This is a genomic window from Micromonospora sp. LA-10, assembly GCF_051853095.1.
Classification (GTDB): Bacteria; Actinomycetota; Actinomycetes; order Mycobacteriales; family Micromonosporaceae; genus Micromonospora; species Micromonospora echinospora_A.
In genome coordinates this window covers 5643191-5663978 of the sequence record NZ_CP195710.1, presented here as the reverse complement: position 1 = coordinate 5663978, position 20788 = coordinate 5643191, and the positions used below count along the sequence as shown (strand labels likewise).

The 20788-nt window shown below is 71.7% G+C and carries 19 protein-coding genes; 6 read left to right on the top strand and 13 right to left on the bottom strand.

Annotation, left to right across the window (positions count from 1 at the left end; genetic code table 11):
* Nucleotides 1–50: 50 nt before the first annotated feature.
* Nucleotides 51–887: a helix-turn-helix transcriptional regulator gene (locus tag ACSDG8_RS26725; RefSeq protein ID WP_210897479.1), complete on the bottom strand. Its 837-nt coding sequence runs from the start codon at nucleotides 885–887 to the stop codon at nucleotides 51–53.
* Nucleotides 888–912: 25 nt separating this feature from the next.
* A complete protein-coding gene (gene uvrB / locus ACSDG8_RS26720) occupies nucleotides 913–3018 on the bottom strand; it encodes an excinuclease ABC subunit UvrB (protein ID WP_210897477.1) in 2106 nt (701 codons plus the stop codon).
* A gap of 300 nt (nucleotides 3019–3318) precedes the next feature.
* Between uvrB and ACSDG8_RS26715 the strand changes: the two genes are divergently transcribed.
* On the top strand, nucleotides 3319–4938 hold the full coding sequence (locus ACSDG8_RS26715; protein ID WP_439427318.1) for a hypothetical protein: 1620 nt from the start codon (nucleotides 3319–3321) through the stop codon (nucleotides 4936–4938).
* Nucleotides 4939–4982: 44 nt separating this feature from the next.
* Here the strand turns inward: ACSDG8_RS26715 and coaE are convergent, their stop codons facing one another.
* Together coaE and rpsA are read right to left on the bottom strand one after the other, a co-directional pair.
* Nucleotides 4983–6161: a dephospho-CoA kinase gene (gene coaE / locus ACSDG8_RS26710; RefSeq protein ID WP_439427317.1), complete on the bottom strand. Its 1179-nt coding sequence runs from the start codon at nucleotides 6159–6161 to the stop codon at nucleotides 4983–4985.
* Nucleotides 6162–6322: 161 nt separating this feature from the next.
* Complete coding sequence (gene rpsA / locus ACSDG8_RS26705) at nucleotides 6323–7855, bottom strand: 30S ribosomal protein S1 (protein ID WP_210897473.1); 1533 nt, start codon at nucleotides 7853–7855, stop codon at nucleotides 6323–6325.
* 312 nt (nucleotides 7856–8167) lie between these two features.
* Between rpsA and ACSDG8_RS26700 the strand changes: the two genes are divergently transcribed.
* The 5 genes from ACSDG8_RS26700 to ACSDG8_RS26680 are packed head-to-tail and all read left to right on the top strand — an operon-like array spanning nucleotide 8168 to nucleotide 11132.
* Nucleotides 8168–8971: a class I SAM-dependent methyltransferase gene (locus ACSDG8_RS26700; RefSeq protein WP_210897471.1), complete on the top strand. Its 804-nt coding sequence runs from the start codon at nucleotides 8168–8170 to the stop codon at nucleotides 8969–8971.
* A gap of 56 nt (nucleotides 8972–9027) precedes the next feature.
* The gene (locus ACSDG8_RS26695; protein ID WP_247679201.1) at nucleotides 9028–9630 is read left to right on the top strand and encodes a Uma2 family endonuclease; all 603 of its coding nucleotides are present in this window, start codon (nucleotides 9028–9030) and stop codon (nucleotides 9628–9630) included.
* A gap of 41 nt (nucleotides 9631–9671) precedes the next feature.
* Nucleotides 9672–9890 (top strand): DUF2945 domain-containing protein, encoded by a 219-nt coding sequence (locus tag ACSDG8_RS26690; protein WP_030503817.1) that lies wholly within the window; start codon nucleotides 9672–9674, stop codon nucleotides 9888–9890.
* Nucleotides 9877–10224 (top strand): DUF3140 domain-containing protein, encoded by a 348-nt coding sequence (locus ACSDG8_RS26685; RefSeq protein ID WP_210897469.1) that lies wholly within the window; start codon nucleotides 9877–9879, stop codon nucleotides 10222–10224. The genes ACSDG8_RS26690 and ACSDG8_RS26685 overlap by 14 nt, the downstream gene beginning before the upstream one ends.
* A 41-nt stretch (nucleotides 10225–10265) precedes the next feature.
* Nucleotides 10266–11132 carry a lysostaphin resistance A-like protein gene (locus ACSDG8_RS26680; RefSeq protein ID WP_439427316.1) on the top strand — a complete coding sequence of 289 codons (867 nt, stop codon included), beginning with the start codon at nucleotides 10266–10268 and terminating at the stop codon, nucleotides 11130–11132.
* A 75-nt stretch (nucleotides 11133–11207) separates the two neighbouring features.
* Here the strand turns inward: ACSDG8_RS26680 and ACSDG8_RS26675 are convergent, their stop codons facing one another.
* The 9 genes from ACSDG8_RS26675 to ACSDG8_RS26635 form a co-directional block, all read right to left on the bottom strand.
* Nucleotides 11208–11522 (bottom strand): hypothetical protein, encoded by a 315-nt coding sequence (locus ACSDG8_RS26675; protein WP_439427315.1) that lies wholly within the window; start codon nucleotides 11520–11522, stop codon nucleotides 11208–11210.
* A 71-nt stretch (nucleotides 11523–11593) separates the two neighbouring features.
* Entirely contained in the window at nucleotides 11594–14293 is a 2700-nt protein-coding gene (polA, locus tag ACSDG8_RS26670) for a DNA polymerase I (protein ID WP_439427314.1), read from the bottom strand.
* A 72-nt stretch (nucleotides 14294–14365) separates the two neighbouring features.
* Nucleotides 14366–15169, bottom strand: a complete 804-nt coding sequence (locus ACSDG8_RS26665) for an amino acid ABC transporter ATP-binding protein (protein WP_439427313.1) — start codon at nucleotides 15167–15169, stop codon at nucleotides 14366–14368.
* A complete protein-coding gene (locus tag ACSDG8_RS26660) occupies nucleotides 15166–16137 on the bottom strand; it encodes an amino acid ABC transporter permease (protein ID WP_210897462.1) in 972 nt (323 codons plus the stop codon). The genes ACSDG8_RS26665 and ACSDG8_RS26660 overlap by 4 nt, the downstream gene beginning before the upstream one ends.
* 2 nt (nucleotides 16138–16139) lie before the next feature.
* Nucleotides 16140–17051, bottom strand: a complete 912-nt coding sequence (locus tag ACSDG8_RS26655; protein ID WP_210897460.1) for an ABC transporter substrate-binding protein — start codon at nucleotides 17049–17051, stop codon at nucleotides 16140–16142.
* Between the two features lie 32 nt (nucleotides 17052–17083).
* A complete protein-coding gene (locus ACSDG8_RS26650) occupies nucleotides 17084–17794 on the bottom strand; it encodes an ABC transporter ATP-binding protein (protein ID WP_210943225.1) in 711 nt (236 codons plus the stop codon).
* The gene (locus ACSDG8_RS26645) at nucleotides 17784–18629 is read right to left on the bottom strand and encodes an ABC transporter ATP-binding protein (RefSeq protein WP_439427312.1); all 846 of its coding nucleotides are present in this window, start codon (nucleotides 18627–18629) and stop codon (nucleotides 17784–17786) included. The genes ACSDG8_RS26650 and ACSDG8_RS26645 overlap by 11 nt, the downstream gene beginning before the upstream one ends.
* Nucleotides 18622–19761, bottom strand: a complete 1140-nt coding sequence (locus ACSDG8_RS26640) for a branched-chain amino acid ABC transporter permease (protein WP_439427311.1) — start codon at nucleotides 19759–19761, stop codon at nucleotides 18622–18624. Before ACSDG8_RS26640 ends, ACSDG8_RS26645 begins: the two co-directional genes overlap by 8 nt.
* The gene (locus ACSDG8_RS26635) at nucleotides 19758–20708 is read right to left on the bottom strand and encodes a branched-chain amino acid ABC transporter permease (RefSeq protein WP_116507345.1); all 951 of its coding nucleotides are present in this window, start codon (nucleotides 20706–20708) and stop codon (nucleotides 19758–19760) included. The genes ACSDG8_RS26640 and ACSDG8_RS26635 overlap by 4 nt, the downstream gene beginning before the upstream one ends.
* Nucleotides 20709–20788: the final 80 nt, after the last annotated feature.

Sequence of the window (20788 nt, the reverse complement as noted above, 5' to 3'; positions counted from 1 at the left end):
CGCAAGACGGGATAAACGCTCTGCATGCCGCCAGTCTGCCGCCCGGCCGGTCAGGCCGGATTGGACGAATGGGATCCCGGCCCGACCAGCGCGGCCGGGGTGGCCCCGGCGAACTCGCGGAACTCCCGGATGAGATGCGACTGGTCGTAGTAGCCCCACCGGGCCGCCCGCTCCGCCCAGCCGGTCTCGTCCGCCACGGCGGCGGGCGCGGTGAGCACGGTGCGGCCCAGGCTCGCGTACGCCCGGTCGAAGCGCAGCAGGCGGGCGACGGTCCTCGGCGGCAGTCCGAACTCCTGCCGGAACCGGACCGACAGGTGGCGGCGCGAGAAGCCCAGCTCCTCGGCCAGCGTGGCCACACCCACCCCGCCCTCGCTGCCGGCCAGCCGCCGCCAGGCCGCCAGCAGGTACGCGTCCACCGGCGCGGTCTCCGCCAGCCGCGCGGCCAGGACGGCGTCGAGCCGGGCGAAGCGCTCCGGCCAGCCCTGCGCTCCGGCCAGCTCGTCACGCAGCCGGGCCAGCCAGCCCGCCACCGCGTCGACCGGCACCGCCCGGTTGGCCAGGTCGGCCAGCGGCAGCCTGAGCAGGCGGCGGGCCGCCGGGGCGGTCAGCAGCACCTGGACCCCGGTGCCCGTCCCCACGGTGCGGGTGGCGCACCAGCCGTCGAACGGACCGGCCAGGAACGCGTTCGTGCCGTACGCGCCCCGGGCCGGGTCACGCGGGTCGGTGACGTCCATCGGGTCGCCCCAGCCGAGGATCAGCACCACGAACGCGCCCGCCACCTCCCGGCGCGCCAGCGGGACGGGCACGTCCTCGCGGTAGCCGAGGTAGCGGTCCACCCACTGGCGCAGTCGCGGGTCGGGGCGCGCGACGACGGCCTCGGTCAGCATCGCGCCGCCCCGGCCGCCGTGCCGGTCACCGGACCCCTGCGGCGTCCATTCCGCGCAGCTCCTTCTTGAGGTCGGCGACCTCGTCGCGGATCCGGGCGGCCAGCTCGAACTGCAGCTCCCGCGCGGCGGCGAGCATCTGGTCGTTGAGCTCCTGGATGAGGTTGGCCAGGTCGGCCCGGGCCATCCCCTCGCGCGACGGGGTCCCCGCGGCGCTGCGTCGGCTGCGCGTCTCCTTCACCGGCGCCTTGCCCCGGGAGAGCTGCCGCACGGCCCCGCCGACGTTGCTGTTCTCGGTGTCCTCCGCCTCGCGGTAGATGTCGTCGAGAATGTCGTGGATCTTCTTGCGCAGCGGCTCCGGGCTGATGCCGTTCGCCTCGTTGTGCGCGATCTGCTTGGCCCGGCGCCGGTTGGTCTCGTCGATCGCGTTCGCCATCGACGGCGTGATCTTGTCGGCGTACATGTGGACCTGGCCGGAGACGTTACGGGCCGCCCGGCCGATGGTCTGGATCAGCGACCGGCCGCTGCGCAGGAACCCCTCCTTGTCGGCGTCGAGAATCGCCACCAGGGAGACCTCGGGCAGGTCGAGACCCTCCCGGAGCAGGTTGATGCCGACGAGCACGTCGTAGTCGCCCTTGCGCAGCTCGCGCAGCAGCTCGACCCGGCGCAGCGTGTCGACCTCGGAGTGCAGGTAGCGCACCCGGATGCCGTTCTCCAGCAGGTAGTCGGAGAGGTCCTCGGCCATCTTCTTGGTGAGCGTGGTGACGAGCACGCGCTCGTCCCGCTCGGTGCGCAGCTTGATCTCGTGCATGAGGTCGTCGATCTGGCCCTTGGTCGGCTTGACCACCACCTCGGGGTCGATCAGGCCGGTGGGGCGGATCACCTGCTCGACGAACTCGCCCTGGGCCTGCTCCAGCTCCCACGGGCCGGGGGTGGCGGAGAGGTAGACCGTCTGGCCCACCCGCTCCAGGAACTCGTCGAAGCGCAGCGGCCGGTTGTCCGCGGCGCTGGGCAGGCGGAAGCCGTGGTCGACGAGCATGCGCTTGCGGGAGGCGTCGCCCTCGTACATGCCGCCGATCTGCGGGATCGTCACGTGCGACTCGTCGACCACCGTGAGGAAGTCGTCGGGGAAGTAGTCGAGCAGGCAGTGCGGCGGGCTGCCGGGCAGCCGGCCGTCGATGTGCATGGAGTAGTTCTCGATGCCGGAGCAGAAGCCCACCTGGCGCATCATCTCGATGTCGTAGGTGGTGCGCATGCGCAGCCGCTGGGCCTCCAGCAGCTTGCCCTGCCGCTCCAGCTCGGCCAGCCGCTCGCCCAGCTCGACCTCGATGTCGCGGATCGCGCGTTCCATCCGCTCCGGGCCGGCGGCGTAGTGCGTGGCCGGGAAGATCATCAAGCTGTCGACCTCGCGGACCACGTCGCCGGTCAGCGGGTTCAGGTAGTAGAGCTTCTCGATCTCGTCACCGAACAGCTCGATCCGGACCGCCAGCTCCTCGTACGCCGGGATGATCTCCAGCGTGTCGCCGCGGACCCGGAAGGTGCCGCGCTGGAAGGCCATGTCGTTGCGGGTGTACTGGATGTCGACCAGCCGCCGCAGCAGCTGGTCGCGGTCGAGCTCCTGGCCCACCTTGACCCGGACGGCGCGCTCGAGGTATTCCTCCGGCGTGCCCAGGCCGTAGATCGCCGACACCGTGGCGACCACGATGACGTCCCGCCGGGTGAGCAGCGACATGGTGGCCGAGTGCCGCAGCCGCTCGACCTCCTCGTTGACCGAGGAGTCCTTCTCGATGTAGGTGTCGGTCTGCGGGATGTACGCCTCGGGCTGGTAGTAGTCGTAGTAGGAGACGAAGTACTCCACCGCGTTGCGCGGCAGCAGCTCGCCGAACTCCTTCGCGAGCTGGGCGGCGAGGGTCTTGTTGGGGGCGAGCACCAGGGTCGGCCGCTGGAGCCGCTCGACCAGCCACGCCGTGGTGGCGCTCTTGCCGGTGCCGGTCGCGCCGAGCAGCACCGTGTTACGGTCGCCGCGCCGCACGCGACGCTCAAGCTCGTCGATCGCCGCCGGCTGGTCACCGGCCGGCTGGAACTCACTGACGACCTGGAATCGGCCGTCGAGCCGGGGAATGTCGAGCGCCATGCCACCAACGGTACGCCCGAGGTCCGACACTTCCGGCCACGACCACGGACCGTCCCTGATCAGCTTCGATATTCCCATTGTGTGGCTCATCTCACGGGTTTACCCTCGTACCGTAGGCCGCTCGCGGCGGCCGACCGGGCCGGCGACCGCCCCCTTCCGGGGCCCGGTTGCCCCCGGCGCCAGGGCCGCAGCACCCGGGTCGACCGGCGTGCGCGCCGACGGTGGTCGCGCGCAGGCGCTGACCGGCCGCCGCGAGCGCCCCTGCTCGTCACCGAAACCCCGCTCTCGCGTTCTCCACTCGTGGGGACCTCTCCCGACCGCCGGCCGCGACGCGAGCCCGACACCGGCGCGCCCCTGCCCGCCGACGACGCCGGCCGGCCGCGCGGCTCGGGTCGTCCCCACCGGCTCACCGCCCGCGGGGGCGGCGACCAGGCCGTGCCCCGTGAGCCCGGCCGGCGGCACCGCCGCGCCCGCACCAGCTCGCCGGTCCGGCCCGCCACAGTGGCCGGGCGGCGCCGCCGCGCCGAGGCCGGCGCCGGCCGCTCCCCCGTTCTCCCGGCCCGCCCGGGAGGCGACCCGGAAATGGACGGCGCCGACGACCCACCGGACGGGCCGGACCGCCGCCGGATCATGCTCGCCGCGCTCGCGGGCGCCGCCGTGATCTCCGCGACAGCGCTGGTCGCCGCGCTGCTGGCCTGGGTACCCGGGCGGGGCGAACCGGCCGCGACGGCCCGCCCGCTCACCCCGGCCGAGGCCGACCGGGTGGCCGCGCTGCGGGTCACCAACCTGCGCGACGTGCGCGCCGGCGTCCGGGTCACGGTGGGCGCCGGCGGCGCCCGTACCGAACTGGTCGGCTGGGTCGACTGGGCCCGTCCCCTGGTCTACCTGGACGTCGGCGGTCCCGGCGCGGGCGGCGACCGGGGCCTGGCCCAGGCCACCACGTCCGCGCTGCTCGTGCGCCCCGACCCCGCGGCGCTCCCCACGCCGGCCCGGCCCCCGCTGGTGCCGCCCGTGGACCGCTGGCGGATGCGGGACCCGGCCGGCGGGCACAGCCTGGGCGCGGTACGCGACCTGCTGATCGGGCTCGGCGCCGCGCGGGTCGACCCGCCCGGCACGGACGGCAGGTGGTTGCGCCACGACAGCGTCGACGGTGTGCCGGTGGACGTGCTCCAGGCCCCGCTGCCCGTGCCGGGCGACCCGCGGCCCACGCTCTGGCTGGACGCGGACGCCCGCCTGCACCGGCTCGCCGGGCGGCTGGCCGACGGCACGCCGGTCACCGTCGAGCTGAGCCGCGCGGACCGGCCCACGCTGCACCCGGTGGACGCCCTCGGCGGCCGGCCCGGGCAGCCCCGTGACCTCACCGACGACGAGGCCGAGCGACTGGCCGCGCTGCCCGCCCGGCTACGCGCCGTCGGCGGCGCGGCGGTGACCGCGACCGCCCCGCTCGGCCCGTCCGCCACCCTTCGCGGTACGGGCACGCTGAGCTGGGCGACCTCGTCGGCGTACCTGGTGGTGATCGAGGACGGCAGCGGCCGCCGCACCCTGCGCTGGGCCCGGCCGGGCCAGGTGGCCGAGGTGCACCGGTCCCCCGACGGGCCGGCGACGCCCCCGACGCCGGTGCCGACCGGGCTGCTCTCGGCGCGCACGCGCCCGCCCGGCGACGACCTGGACCGGCTGCTCGACGCGGCGTTGCGGGCCGCGGTGCGCGCGCCGGAGGGCGCCGCCGTCCGGATACGGGAGGACCGGCTCGCCGACCGGGCCGTCGACGTCGTCGAGGTGCCGGGCGGCAGGCGCTGGTGGCTCGACCGCGGCGGGCTGCCGCACCGGCTGGAACTGCGTACCGGGTCCGGCGTCTGGGTCCGGCTCGACCTCACGCCGGGCCGCGTGCCCGCCGGTTCGCCGGCCCCGACGTCGCGCTGACCCGCCCGCCGCCGCGCCGGATCAGCGGCGCGGCGGGAGTGCGGTCAGGGGCGCCAGCCGGTCTGCGCGGCCCACTCCTCGGCGCGCAGGTGCTCCTCGTCGAACCACGGGTCGTTGACGGTGCCCCACGCGGCGCGCTCCGGCGCGGTGGCCGCCAGATCCCGCTTCACCTGCAGATAGTCGGCCCGCCGCGCCGGGTCGGCGCGCAGGTGGTCGCGCATCAGCAGCGCGTGCCGCCAGCCGGGCGAGCCGGCCTCGCGCAGGTGCAGCCGCACCGGACGGCCCGGGTCCGCGCCGCCGTGCAGCCGCTTGGCCCAGCGCGTCGGCTCGGGCTGCCGGGGCGCGTCCCACCACTCGCCCGGCAGCCGGGGGAAGCCGGCGTCGGCGAGCCGCTGCGCGAGCGGGCCGTCCGCCTCGTCCAGCGAGGAGACGGTGACCTGGATGTCGATCACGTCCGGCGCGGCGAGCCCCGGCACCGCGGTGGAGCCCACGTGGTCGACCCGGAGGTCACCGCCGGCCGCGTGGCGGATCCGGGCGGCCAGCCGGGCGTACTGCTCGGGCCAGGTCGGGTCCGGCCCGGCGAGCGCCGCCGGGTCGGGCGGCACGGCGCGGCGCTCGCGGACGTTGCGCTCGTAGGGCACCAGGCGGTCCCGCCAGAGGGCGTCCACGGCGGCGTGCAGCTCGGTGAGCGTGCCGTCGTTGGTGAGCAGCACGTCGGCGACCGCGCGGCGGGTGGCGTCGTCGGCCTGCGCGGCGATGCGCCGCTGCGCCTCCGCCGCGGCCATCCCCCGGTCGCGGGTCAGCCGGGCCATCCGGGTCGGCACGGCCGTCTGCACCACGACCACCAGGTGGTACGTCGGCGCGAGTCCCACCTCGGCCAGGAGCGGCACGTCGTTGACGACTATCGCGTCGGCGGGGGCGGCGGCGACCAGTTCGGCGCTACGCGCGCGTACCCGGGGATGGGTGATCCCTTCGAGCGTGCGGCGGGCGGCCTCGTCGCCGAAGACCAGCGCGCCCAGGGCGGCCCGGTCCAGCGCCCCGTCAGCGTCCAGGATCTTCTCGGAGAAGGCGGCGACCACCTCGGCCAGCCCGTCGGTGCCGGGCGCGACGATCTCGCGGGCGATGCGGTCCGAGTCGACGATCACCGCGCCCAGCGCGGAGAGCCGGCTCGCCACCGCGCTCTTGCCCGATCCGATTCCGCCGGTCAGCCCCACTTTCAGCACCCGGACAGTCAACCGGATCTCCGGTCCGCATGCCAAACCCGCCCGGCGTACGACGCGGGCCCCGCCCCCGGCGCTCCGCTGGTGCGGAACGCGGGGACGGGGCCCGTCGTCAGAGGCAGTCGCCGGTTCGTCCGGTGGGACGTACAGGCGTCAGCGTCCGGTCACTTGCCGCCGGCGAGCTTCTCCCGCAGCGCGGCGAGCGCCTCGTCGGTCGCGAGCGTGCCGGCCGGCTCCTCGGCCTGACGGCTCGGGGCCGAGGTCGAGGTCGAGGTGGTGCCGCTGGTGGCGGGCGGAGCCGGGTTGGCAGCGGCCTCGGCGTCGGCGGCGCGGGAGGTCTGCACCTGCTTGGTGTGGGCCTCCCAGCGCTGACGCGCCTCGGCGTACTGCTGCTCCCAGGTCTCGCGCTGCTTGTCGTAGCCCTCGAGCCACTCGCCCGTCTCCGGGTCGAAGCCCTCCGGGTAGATGTAGTTGCCCTGGTCGTCGTAGGTCGCGGCCATGCCGTAGAGGGTCGGGTCGAAGTGCTCCTCGCCCTCGACGAAGCCCTCGTTGGCCTGCTTGAGCGACAGCGAGATCCGGCGGCGCTCCAGGTCGATGTCGATGACCTTGACCATGACCTCGGAGCCGACCTGCACGACCTGCTCCGGGATCTCCACGTGGCGCTCGGCCAGCTCGGAGATGTGGACCAGGCCCTCGATGCCGTCGTCCACGCGGACGAACGCGCCGAACGGCACCAGCTTGGTGACCTTACCCGGCACGATCTGCTGGATCGCGTGGGTGCGGGCGAACTGACGCCACGGGTCCTCCTGCGTCGCCTTCAGCGACAGCGAGACCCGCTCGCGGTCCAGGTCGACGTCCAGGACCTCGACCTCGACCTCCTGGCCCACCTCGACGACCTCGGACGGGTGGTCGATGTGCTTCCAGGACAGCTCGGAGACGTGCACGAGGCCGTCCACGCCGCCCAGGTCGACGAACGCGCCGAAGTTGACGATCGAAGAGACGACGCCCTTGCGGACCTGCCCCTTCTGCAGCTTGTTGAGGAACTCGGTGCGCACCTCGGACTGCGTCTGCTCCAGCCAGGCACGGCGGGACAGGACCACGTTGTTGCGGTTCTTGTCCAGCTCGATGATCTTGGCTTCGAGTTCGCGGCCGACGTACGGCTGCAGGTCACGCACACGCCGCATCTCGACGAGCGACGCGGGCAGGAAGCCACGCAGGCCGATGTCGAGGATGAGACCACCCTTGACGACCTCGATGACCGAGCCGCGGACGACGCCGTCCTCGTCCTTGATCTTCTCGATCGTGCCCCAGGCCCGCTCGTACTGCGCCCGCTTCTTGGAGAGGATCAGCCGACCCTCCTTGTCCTCCTTCTGGAGGACGAGGGCCTCGATGTGGTCGCCCACCGAAACGACCTCGGCCGGGTCCACGTCGTGCTTGATCGACAACTCCCGAGAGGGGATGACACCCTCGGTCTTGTAGCCGATGTCGAGCAGGACCTCGTCCCGATCGACCTTGACGACGGTGCCTTCGACAATGTCGCCGTCGTTGAAGTACTTGATGGTCTCGTCGATCGCGGCGAGGAAAGCTTCCTCAGAGCCGAGGTCGTCGTGGGTGACCTTGTTTGCGCTCGAGGTGGCCTCGATGCTGCTCGTCATGTGGGCGGTTGCTCCGGTCGGATGGGTTGTCACAGCGGGCATGGGTGTCGCAGTGACTCTGCCGCGCCAACGGATCCGTCGCCGGGCACACCGAACGATCGACGCGAGAAGATCATTAGTGGCTCCGGTGACCGCGCACCTGCTCCCTGCCGAGGCACACGATCCGCGAGCGCATCGTCTAGCCTACCCGCTGCATTACCACAGCGTGCAAGCCCTCCCGGGTCCGCGCGAACTCATCGCCTGCGAAAGCGGAGATTTTGCGCGGTAAGGTGCCACAGCTGTCTCGTCCGTCACATCCGTCCCAACCGCCACCCCACCCGACCGGCCCGGTGCCGCCGGACCTAGCGTGGACGGGTGGACGACGACAGGGTGACCCGCCGACGGGTCGAGGCCGGTGAGATCCGCCGCGCCAACCGCGGCTGGTGGGACACCGACGCCGACGCGTACCAGGCCGAGCACGGCGCGTTCCTCGGCGACGTCGACTTCGTCTGGTGCCCGGAAGGGCTGCGCGAGGCCGATGCCCGGCTGCTCGGCGACGTGCCCGGCCGGCGGATCCTCGAACTCGGCGCCGGCGCGGCCGCCGCCGCCCGCTGGCTCGCCGCCCAGGGCGCCCGGCCGGTCGCGCTGGACCTCTCCGCCGGCATGCTGCGGCACGCCGCCGAAGCCGCCGACCGCACCGGCGTACGCGTGCCGCTGGTGCAGGCCGACGCGCTCGCCCTGCCGTTCGCCGACGCCGCGTTCGACGCCGTCTGCACCGCGTTCGGCGCGATCCCGTTCGTCGACGACTCGGCGGCGGCGATGCGCGAGGTGGCACGGGTGCTGCGCCCCGGCGGCCGGTGGGTCTTCTCGGTCACCCACCCGATGCGCTGGATCTTCCTGGACGACCCGGGCGAGGGCGGGTTGACCGCCGTGCACTCGTACTTCGACCGCTCCCCCTACGTCGAGCAGGACGAGCACGGCGTCGCCACGTACGTCGAGCAGCACCGCACGCTCGGCGACCGGATCCGGGAGCTGGTCGACGCCGGTTTCCGCCTGTTGGACCTGGTGGAGCCGGAGTGGCCGGCCGGACACGAGGGGATCTGGGGCCAGTGGAGCCCGCTGCGCGGGCGGCTGTTCCCCGGCACCGCCATCTTCGTCGCCGAGAAGCCGGCGGACTGAGCGCGTCGCACGTCCGGTGCGACACGAGCTCCGGCACCCGGCGGTACGCTCGCCGCATGAGCGCCGAGCCCGTCCCGGCATCACCTGGCCCCTGGTGTCCGGACCCGATGCGGCAGCAGCGTGCGGACTACACGCTGGCGGATCTGCTCACCCTGCCGGAGGACGCCCCCCGCGTCGAACTCGTCGACGGAGTCATCCAGGTGACACCCTCCCCCACCCTGGGCCACCAGGACATATCCCTCCTGCTCAGCCTCTGGCTGCGGTCGCACGCTCCGGCCGGGCTGCGAGTCGCCCAGGCCATCGGGGTCGGACTCAGCCCGAACACCAGCCGCCAACCGGATGTGCTGCTCCACCACGCCGGGCTACCGAGCGACAGGTCCCTCCTGCGGCCGGCGGACGTCGTCCTGGCCGTCGAGATCGTCTCCCCCGGCACCCGGCGGGTCGACCGGTTCGCCAAGCCGGGCGAGTACGCCGCCGCCGGGATCCCGTTCTACTGGCGGATCGAGCAGGACCCGGTGCACCTCTACGCGTACCGCCTCGGGGAGCGGATCGGCCCCGGGGGCGAGCGGCAGTACGAACTGGTGGACGATGGCAGCGAGGTGATCGAGCTGTCCGAGCCGTTCGCGATCAAGCTGCCGATCGCGGAGATCCGGCCCTGACCACGCCGTTACTCGGTATCCACTCCGGGTAACCGGGCGGCATGGCCGAGAAGGAGTTCCGCGCCGGCGACCACGTCTCCTGGGCCAGCCACAGCGGCCGGGCGTACGGCGTCGTCAAGGAGAAGCTGACCGAGCGCACCCACGTCCGCGGGCACACCGTGAACGCCTCCCCGGAGCAGCCGCAGTACCGGATCACCAACGACGACTCGGGCCGCGACGTCGCCCACCGGCCGGAGGTGCTGCGCCATGAGTCGCGCTGAGGACCCGCAGCAGACGTACCGGGAGTTCACCGACGCGGTGAACATGAAGCCGGGCGAGCTGACCCGCTGGCTGGAGACCGAGGAGTCCAAGCACGTCGGCTGGCACAAGAAGGGCACCGCCGGCGGTGAGTCGGTCGGGCACGACTCCGGCCGCCGGATCGTCGACCTGCTGCGCCGCAAGCGTGCCGACCTCACCGCCGCCGACTACAAGCACATGCGCAAGGTGATCGGGTACGTCCACCGCCACCTGGCCCAGCGCCCCTCCGGAGACGTCCGCGACACGAGGTGGCGCTGGTCGCTGATGAACTGGGGTCACGACCCGCTCAAGAGCTGAGCCGGCCGGGTCGTTCGCCCCGCGTTGGTACCGTGCGGGCGATGACGACAGACGTCTCGACCGCCGGCCGTCATCCCCGCGCCGGACGGGTGGTCCTCCTGGCGGGCCTCGGGCTCGTCGCCGTCGCGGCGATCTTCCTGGTGGCGACCGGGAACACCGGTGTCCGGTACAGCGCCGACCACGACGGCACCGTACCGATGTGGACCCGATGGATCCCGGCGCTGGCCGGAATCGCGCTGATCCGCCTGATCCCGCCCGCGCCCGACCCGAGGTGGCCGGACCCGGTGGCGCCGTACCGCGAGGCGGTGCCGCTGCTGCTGGCCGGGATCGCGTTCGCCGCGCTCATGCCGCTGCTGGGCGGCGAACCCGCGTACACGCTGTTGAAGCTCGCGCTGCTGCTCGGCGTACCCCTTGTGGTGTTCCTGGCCGCGCGGCGGCGGCCACCGCGGTGGCGGCCGGGGCCGGCCCCGGCGGACGCCGTCCACCGGTGGGGTCCGGCGCTGCCGGTGGCGGTGTGGCTGGCGCTCAGCTACGCGACGCCGCTGGCCGTGCCCGCCAGCGACTGGGGGCGGACCGTCACGCCGGTCGAACTGGTCGTCACGCTGCTGGTGGCGTTCGCGGTGAACGCGCTGCTGGAGGAGGTCTTCTACCGGCGGTGGCTGCAGACCCGGTGGGAGTCGCTGCTGGGCCGCTGGCCGGCGATCGTGCTCGCGTCGCTGGTGTGGGCGCTCTGGCACGTGGCCATCCAGGGCAGCGGCCGGCCCGCCGTCGACGTGGCCACGGTGCTCGTCAACCACGGCGTGCTCGGACTTTTCCTCGGCTACCTGTGGTCCCGGTACCGCCGGATGTGGCCGCTGCTGGTGGCGCACGGCGCGCTCAACGCGATGCCCGTCCTGCTCGGCCTCTGACCTGCTCGGCATCGGCCGGACCGTTGCCGATCCAGCGGTGTCCGGGCGGCGGCCGCCGCCCGGGGCCGCCACGGCTCAGCCGGACGTCGTGTACCACGGCTCAGGTTGCAACGACCAGTACACCGACGAGGGGCAGGTCGCCCGGGACAGCTGGCCGACCGCCGCTGCGTTGCCCAGGCGGGTGATCTCGTCTCCGGCGAGGCTGAGGCATTGGATCACCACCCGGACGGTGCCGGTGCCGCCGGTGCAGGTCGCGTACCCGACGCCGGCCGAGTCCCAGGCGCTGCACCCGGTCGGGGCCGCCTGCGCCGCCGTGGCGGGCGTGAGGACTGCCGCGGCGGCCAACAACCCGGCTGCCGCCACCCGGCTCACCATCTGACGTACGCCCATCGCCACCCGCCCCTTAGAAGTCGATGAATATCGACCACTGTAAGTATGGGGACGGGCACGGGCAAGAACGGCTAGTGGTCGGCGCTGTTCCAGTCGTGGCCCTCGCCCACTGAAACCTCCAGCGGCACCGACAGCGGGTACGCCTCGCCCATCTCCTTGCGCACCAGCGCCTCCAGCGTCTCCCGCTCGCCCGGCGCGACCTCGAAGACCAGCTCGTCGTGCACCTGCAACAGCATCCGCGACCGCAGCCCGGCGTCGCGCAGCGCGCCGTCGACGTGCAGCATCGCGACCTTGATGATGTCGGCCGCCGAACCCTGGATCGGGGCGTTGAGCGCCATCCGCTCGGCCATCTCCCGGCGCTGCCGGTTGTCGCTGACCAGGTCGGGCAGGTAGCGGCGGCGGCCCAGGATGGTGGAGGTGTAGCCGTCCTGGCGGGCCCGGGCCACCACCTCCTGGAGGTAGTCGCGGACCCCGCCGAACCCGGCGAAGTAGTTCTCCATCAGCCCGCGAGCCTCCTCGGCGGAGATGCCGAGCTGCTGGGACAGGCCGAACGCGCTGAGCCCGTACGCCAGGCCGTAGTTCATCGCCTTGATCTTGCGGCGCTGGTCGGCGGTGACGTCACCGACCTCGACGGCGAACACGGAGGACGCGGTGGCGGCGTGGAAGTCGTGCCCGGAGTTGAACGCCTCGATCAGCGCATCGTCCGAGGACAGGTGCGCCATGATCCGCATCTCGATCTGGCTGTAGTCGGCGGTGAGCAGGCACTCGTAGCCCTCGCCGACCACGAACGCGCGCCGGATCCGGCGACCCTCCTCGGTGCGGATCGGGATGTTCTGCAGGTTCGGCTCGGTGGAGGACAGCCGCCCGGTCGCCGCCACCGTCTGGTTGAACGTGGTGTGGATCCGGCCGTCGTCGGAGACGGACTTGAGCAGGCCGTCGACAGTCGACTTGAGCTTCGCCACGTCCCGGTGGCGCAGCAGGTGGTGCAGCAGCGGATGCTCGGTCTGCGCGAACAGCCACTGCAACGCGTCGGCGTCGGTGGTGTAGCCGGTCTTGATCCGCTTGGTCTTGGGCAGGCCCAGCTCGGTGAAGAGGATCTCCTGCAACTGCTTCGGCGAGCCCAGGTTGAACTCGCGGCCGACCACCTCGTACGCGCCCTGGGCGGCGGCCTTCACCTCGGCGGCGAAGTGCGCCTCCAGCTCGGAGAGGTAGTCGGTGTCGGCGGCGATGCCGGTGCGCTCCATGGTGGCGAGGACCCGCATGAGCGGCAGTTCCACGCCGGCCATCAGCCGGGCCGACTGCTCGCCGTCGCGGGACAGCTCGGCGTCGATCGCGTCGGCCAGGTCGAGCGTGGCGCGGGCCTGGAGCATCAGGTTCTGCTCGGCCACGCCCTCGTCGCCGAGCCCGTCGAGCGTGAGCTGACCGGTCTCCGGCGCGTCGACGCGCAGCTCCCGGTGCAGGTAGCGCAGGGCCAGGTCGGTCAGGTCGTAGGAGCGCTGGTCGGGGCGGGCCAGATAGGCGGCGATCTGGGTGTCGCGGGCGATGCCCTGCAGCTCCCAGCCGTGCGCGGCGAACGCCAGCACCGCCGGCTTGCTGTCGTGCAGCACCTTCGGGCGCTCGGCGTCGGCCAGCCAGCCGGCCAGCGCGGCCTCGTCGCCGGCGTCCAGCCGGCTCGGGTCGAACCAGGCGCCCGCGCCGGCCGCGGTGGCCAGCGCCATCGCGGTCACGGTGGCGGTGTGCCGGCGGTTCGGGCCGGTGTCGAGCGTGACGGCCAGGCCGACCGGTGCGCCCGCCGGGGCGTGCGTGTCGAGCCAGCCCGCGAGCGCGCCCGGCTCGGTGAGCACCGCGCCGTCCAGGTCGAAGCCCGCCTCGGCCTCCGGCTCGACCGCCTCCAGGTATTGGTAGAGCCGGTCGCGCAGGATGCGGAACTGGAGCGTGTCGAAGACCTGGTGCACCGCTTCGCGGTCCCAGCCCTGCCAGCGGGCGTCCTCCGGGCGGACCGGCAGCTCCAGGTCGGAGACCAGGCAGTTGATCTCGTAGTTGCGGATCACGTCGGCGAGCCGCTCGCGCAGGCTGTCGCCGGCCTTGCCCTTGATCTCGTCGGCGCGGGCCACCACGCCCTCGACCCCGCCGTACAGGTTGATCCACTTGGCCGCGGTCTTCGGGCCGACGCCCGGCACGCCGGGCAGGTTGTCGCTGGTCTCGCCGACCAGCGCGGCCAGGTCGCGGTAGCGGTCCGGGGTGACGCCGTACTTCGCCTCGACCGCGGCCGGGTCCATCCGGGCCAGGTCGGAGACGCCCTTGCGCGGGTAGAGCACCGTGACGCGCTCGCCGACGAGCTGGAACGCGTCCCGGTCACCGGTGGTGATCAGCACGTCCATGCCCTGGTCGCGGGCCTGCCAGGCGAGCGTGGCGATGACGTCGTCGGCCTCGTAGCCCTCCTTCTCGACCACCGGCACGCGCAGCGCGGCCAGCACCTCCTTGACCAGGCTGACCTGGCCCTTGAAGTCGGTCGGGGTCTCGCTGCGGCCGGCCTTGTACTCGGAGTACTTCTCCGTGCGGAAGGAACGGCGGGAGACGTCGAACGCCACGACGATGTGCGTCGGCTGCTCGTCGCGCAGCACGTTGATCAGCATCGAGGTGAAGCCGTAGACGGCGTTCGTCGGCTGCCCCGTGGTCGTGGAGAAGTTTTCCACCGGCAGGGCGAAGAACGCCCGGTATGCCAGGGAGTGTCCGTCGACGAGGAGCAGGCGCGGCGTCGTAGCTGTCACGGCTGCGACTCTAGTCCGTACGCCCGACAACTCCGGCCTCCGGTGCGGCGCGCGCCGCACCGGAGGCCGAGGTCAGAGAACCTTGGCCAGGAACGCCTTGGTCCGCTCGTGCTGGGGCGCCGAGATCACCTCGCGCGGGTCGCCCTGCTCGACCACGACGCCGCCGTCCATGAACACGAGGTGGTCGCCCACCTCGCGGGCGAAGCCGATCTCGTGGGTCACCACGATCATCGTCATGCCGTCGCGGGCCAGGTCCTTCATCGTGTCCAGCACCTCGCCCACCAACTCCGGGTCGAGCGCGCTGGTCGGCTCGTCGAACAGCATCAGCTTCGGCCGCATGGCCAGCGCCCGGGCGATCGCCACCCGCTGCTGCTGGCCGCCGGAGAGCTGACCGGGGTACGCGCCGAGCTTGTCACCCAGCCCCACCCGGTCCAGCAGCTGCGCGGCGTGCTCCCGGGCCTCCGTCTTCTTGGCCTGGCGCAGCAGCACCGGGGCCTCCATGACGTTCTGCAGCACCGTCATGTGCGGGAACAGGTTGAACCGCTGGAACACCATGCCGATGGCGCGGCGCTGCGCGGCCACGTCCCTGTCCCGCATCTCGTAGAGCTTGCCGCCGCGCTCCCGGTAGCCGATCAGGTCGCCGTCCACCCAGATCCGGCCGGCGTCGATCTTCTCCAGGTGGTTGATGCAGCGCAGGAACGTCGACTTGCCGGAGCCCGAGGGCCCGAGCAGGCAGCACACCTCGCCGGAGCGGACCTCCAGGTCGATGCCCTTGAGCACCTCCAGCGGCCCGAACGACTTGTGCACCTGCTCGGCCCGCACCATCAGGCCGGACTCGGCCCCCGACACCTGCGGGGAAGCGGTCATGTCCGTCATTGCGCCGTCCCACTCGTGGTGCTGCCACTCTCGGCCGCAAGCCCTCGGAGCCGCTGCCGAGCCCGCGTACTGCGTCCGAACCCCTTGGAGTAGTGCCGCTCCAGGTAGTACTGCCCCACCAACAGGACGCTGGTCAGCAGCAGGTACCACAACGTCGCGGCGACGTACATCGGGAAGGGCTGGAAGGTCCGGGAACCGACGGCCTTGAGCTGGAAGAACAGCTCCATCGACACCGGCACGAAGGCCACCAGGGAGGTGTCCTTCAGCATCGCGATGGTCTCGTTCCCGGTCGGCGGGATGATCACCCGCATCGCCTGCGGCAACACGATCCGCCGCAGGATCTGCGCCCGGCTCATGCCCAGCGCCTGAGCCGCCTCGGTCTGCCCCTCGTCCACCGACTGGATGCCGGCCCGGACGATCTCGGCCATGTACGCGGCCTCGGACAGCCCCAGCGCCAGCATGCCGGCGACGAAGCCGGTCAGGATGTCCACCGCGCTGAACCCGAACAGCCGGGCCTCGAAGTCGTGCAACCCGAACAGCGCGCCGATCTGCCGGTCGAACGGCAGACCGAACTCCAGCCGCGACCAGAGGATGCCGAGGTTACCGAAGAGGATCGCCAGCACCAGCCGGGGCACCGCACGGAAGAACCACGTGTACACCCAGGCCACGCCGCGCAGCACCGGGTTGGGCGACAGCCGCATGATCGCGATGACGATGCCCAGGCCGATGCCGATCACCATCGACGTGATCAGCAGCAGGATGGTGCCGCGAAGTCCCTCGATGATCGGCGGACGGAACATCTCGTCCACCATGAACGACCACTGGAACGCGGAGTTCGTGACCAGCATGTGCACGAACATCGCGACCAGCACGGCGATGACCGCCACGCCGACCCAGCGCCCGGGGTGCCGCACGGGCACGGCCTTGATCGGTTCAGGCCGTGCCCGTCCGGATGTGTCGGCCGACATGGTCAGACCGACGGGTTCAGTTCAGCGTTGGTGATGGCGCCGCCCTCGACACCCCACTTGCTGAGCGCCGCCTTGTAGCTGCCGTCGGCGATGACCGCCTGCACGGCCTCCTTGAGCACCTCGGCGAACGCCTGCTGGTCCTTGTTCACCGCGTAGCCGTACGGCGCCGACTCGTAGATGTCGCCGAGCACCTCCAGCTGGCCGTTGCTCTGCTTCACCGCGTACGCGCCGACCGGGGAGTCGGCCAGCATGGCGTCGTTCTTGCCGCTGCCCACGGCGGCGGTGGCGTCGCTCTGCGCCTGGTACTGGTCGATCTTGATGGCCGGCTTGCCGGCGTCGGTGCACTTCTTCGACCGGGCGGTGATGTCGTCGAGCTGAACGGTGCCGACCTGCACGGCGATCTTCTTGCCGCAGGCGTTCTCCGGGTCCACCCCGGCCGGGTTGCCCTTCTTGGTCGCCCACTGGGTACCAGCCGAGTAGTAGCTCACCATGTTGACCGTCTTGAGACGGTCGGGGTTGATGGTGAACGACGAGACGCCGACCTCGTACTTGCCCGAACCCACACCGGGCAGGATCGCGTCGAACGGCGCCGACTCGTACTCGGCCTTGAGACCGAGCTTCTGGGCCACCGCGTTGAACAGCTCCACGTCGAAGCCGACCACGGTCTTGCCGTCGGCGTCGAGGAACTCGGCCGGGGCGTACGTCGAGTCGGTGCCGACCTTGATCACGCCGTCGGCCTTGATCGCGTCCGGCACCTTCGCGGCGAGGTTGGAGTCGGCAGTGGCGGACACCGACGGGCCGTCGCCCGGCTCGGCCGAGTTCTCCTTCTCGCCGCACGCGGCGAGCGAGAGCAGCAGGACGGCCGCACCGGCGACGCCGAGCGCCGCCCGCCGTCCGGGGTTGGAGTGGAACATGGCGGTACTCCTTATTGCGAGGGGTCGGTCGGTCAGGCCACGCCGAGGTAGGCCTCTTTGACCGAGGGGTCGTGCAGCAGGTCCGTGCCGGAACCGCTCTTGACGATCCGGCCGGTCTCCAGCACGTACGCCCGGTGGGCGCGCGCCAGCGCCTGCTGGGCGTTCTGCTCCACCAGCAGGATCGTGGTGCCCTGCTGGTTGATCTCCGTGATGATCGTGAAGATCTGCTGGATCAGCATCGGCGCGAGACCCATCGACGGCTCGTCGAGCAGCAGCAGCTTCGGCCGGCTCATCAGCGCCCGGCCGACGGCGAGCATCTGCTGCTCACCGCCGGAGAGCGTGCCGCCGGCCTGCTTGCGCCGCTCGGCCAGCCGCGGGAACAGGTCCAGCACCCGGGCCAGGTCCTGCGCGATGCCGGCCTTGTCGCGCCGGGTGTACGCGCCCATGTCCAGGTTCTCCAGCACCGACATGCCGGGGAAGATGCCCCGGCCCTCGGGCGCCTGGCACAGCCCGCGCCGCACCCGCAGGTCGGCCCGGAGCTTGGTGATGTCCTCACCGGCGAACTTGATCGTGCCGGAGGCGACCGGCCGGATGCCGGAGATCGCCCGCATGGTGGTGGACTTGCCGGCGCCGTTCGCGCCGATCAGCGCGACGATCTCCCCCTCGTCCACGGTCAGGCTGATGCCGTGCAGCGCCTGGATCCGCCCGTAGAGCAGGCTCACGTCCTCGATCTCAAGCAGCATCGTCCGGCACCCCCAGGTACGCCGCGACCACCTTCGGGTTGTCCCGCACCTCGGCGGGCAGCCCTTCGGCGATCTTCTTTCCGAACTCCAGGACCACGATCCGGTCGGTCACGCCCATCACCAGGCGCATGTCGTGCTCGATCAGCAGCACCGTCACGCCCTGGTCCCGGATCTGCCGGATGAGCTGGAGCAGCTCCTCCTTCTCCGCCGGGTTGAAGCCGGCGGCCGGCTCGTCCAGGCAGAGCAGCTTCGGGTCGGTGGCGAGCGCGCGGGCGATCTCCAGCCGGCGCTGCTCGCCGTAGGACAGGTTGCGGGCGAACTCGTGCATCCGGTGGCTGATGCCGACGAACTCCAGCAGGCGCTCGGCCTTCTCCCGGCCCTCGCGCTCCTCCTTCCAGTGCCGCGGCAGGCGCAGCAGCGCGGCGATCACGCTGGTCTTGTGGTGCGCGTCCGCGCCGACCTGGACGTTCTCCAGCGCGGTCATCTCCGGGAAGAGACGGATGTTCTGGAAGGTACGGGCCATGCCCATCCGGGTGATCTGGTGGCGCTTCTTGCCACTGATCTTCTGGCCGAGGAACCGGATCTGCCCCTCGGTGGGCTGGTAGATGCCGGTCATGGCGTTGAAGCAGGTGGTCTTGCCGGCGCCGTTCGGGCCGATCAGACCGAGGATCTCCCCCTTGTAGAGGGTGAAGTCCACGTCGTTGAGGGCCACCACGCCACCGAAGCGCAGCGTGACGTGGTCGACCTCCAGCAACGGCTCCCGCTTGCCGACCGCCTCGACGGCGGGGGCCGCCGCCTGGGCCGGAACCTTCGGGTTCTGCTCGGTGTCACTCACCGACGATCACCTCCTTGCGGCGGTCCTTGAACTCCGCCGCTCGTCGCCGGTTCGGGATCAGGCCCTGCGGCCGGAAGATCATCATCACCACGAGCACCAGGCCGAAGAAGAGGAACCGGTACTCGTACAGCTCGATGCCGAACAGCTCGATGCCGCGGAACCGCTCGATCATGTACGCCACCAGGCCGCCGCCGACGATCGCGCCGACGATGTTGCCCGAGCCGCCGAAGATGACGGCGGCCAGGATGATGATCGAGTTGAGCAGCTCGAAGTTCTGCGAGTTGACGAAGTTCTGCTTACCGGCGAACAGCGCGCCGGCCAGGCCGGCGATGGCCGCGCCGGAGGCGAACGCCCACAGCTTGAACTTGAACGTCGGCACGCCCATCAGCTGGGCCGCGTCCTCGTCCTCCCGGATCGAGATCCAGGCCCGGCCGACCCGGCTGTGGGTCAGGTTCCGCACCCCGATCACCACCAGGATGATCAGCGTGAGCACCAGCCAGTAGTACGGGCGGGCGTCGAGCACGCCGAACCACGGCCGGCCGTCGGCGTACTGGCCGGGCGGGTGCGGGATCTGGTTGAAGCCGCGCTGTCCCTTGAGGAACTCGGAGCTGACCGCCGCGATCCGGATCATCTCGGCGAAGCCGAGCGTCACCAGCGCCAGGTAGTCGCCGCGCAGACGCAGCGTCGGCGTACCGAGCATGACGCCGGAGACCATGGTCAGGCCGATCGCGATCGGCACCACCGCCAGCCACGGCCACAGCGTCTTGAGGTCGCTGCTCGGCGAGGTCAGCACCGCGACCGTGTACGCGCCGACGGCGAAGAAGCCGAAGTAGCCGAGGTCGAGCAGGCCGGCGAAGCCGACCACGATGTTGAGTCCGACCGCCAGCAACACGTAGATCGAGACCGTGAACATCACCTGGGTGAAGTTCGCTCCCGGGGTCGGGATCGGCCCGAGGTACTGGTAGAACTCCCTGTTCGGCAGCGCGTAGAAGAACGCGATGACCGCGGCCAGCAGCACCCAGCGCACCCAGCGCGGCGCGTGGTGCCAGCGTTCCGAGATCGCGTGCCGGCCCTGCCGCAGCTTGTCCGCCGCCGTCTCCCGCCGCTCCGGCGGGTCGATGGTGGTCGTCATGCGCGTGCCCTCCCCAGTGATTCGCCGAGCAGACCGGTCGGCCGGAACATCAGCAGCACGACCAGCACCGCGAACGCGGCGAAGTCCTTCCACTGACTGCCGAACAGGCCCGCGGCGTAGTTCTCCACGACGCCGAGCAGCAACCCGCCGACGAGCGCGCCCCGCAGGTTGCCGATACCGCCGAGCACCGCCGCGGTGAACGCCTTCAGGCCCAGCAGGAAGCCGACGCTGTAGGTGAGCGTCTGGATCCGCACGTCGTAGAGCAGGCCCGCGACGCCGGCCATGGTGCCACCGGCGATGAAGACCATCAGGATGATGCGGTCCTTGTTGACGCCCATCAGGGCCGCCGTGTTGGCGTCCTGGGCCACCGCCCGGATGCCGCGGCCGGTACGACTGCGGTTGATGAACTGGTCCAGCGCGAACATCATCACCAGCGCGGAGCCGACCGTGAGCAGCTGCACCGCGTCGATCGGCACCCCGGCGATGTGGAACAGCGGCTTCGAGCTGACCAGGATCGGCGCGCCCTCCGGCCGACGCCGGGTGTAGACGCCGAACGCCTCCGAGATGGCGATCGAGGCGCCGATGGCGGTGATGAGGAACGCCAGCGGCGGCGCGTTGCGCTTGCGCAGCGGCCGGTACGCCACCCGTTCGATCACCGTCGCGGTGCCCGCCGAGGCGATGGCTGCCACGATCATCGCCACCAGCAGGTAGAACAGGATCGAGCCGAGGCCGCTGACCTGCGAGTTCTGGTCGAGTCCGAATCCGTTCCAGGTCCAGATCGCGGCGAACGCGCCGGCGATGAAGACCTCGGAGTGGGCGAAGTTGATGAGCCTTAGCACGCCGTACACAAGCGTGTAGCCGAGCGCGACCAGGGCGTAGATGGCGCCCTGCGTCAAGCCGGTCGTGGTGAGTTCCCCGAAGTTGGAGAACAATCCGTCGAAGTCCAAGGGAGGGACGCTCCGTCGCTCAAGAGAAAAAGAGGGCGCGGCCGGGAGCCAGCTCCCGGCCGCACCCGCGATCACTACTC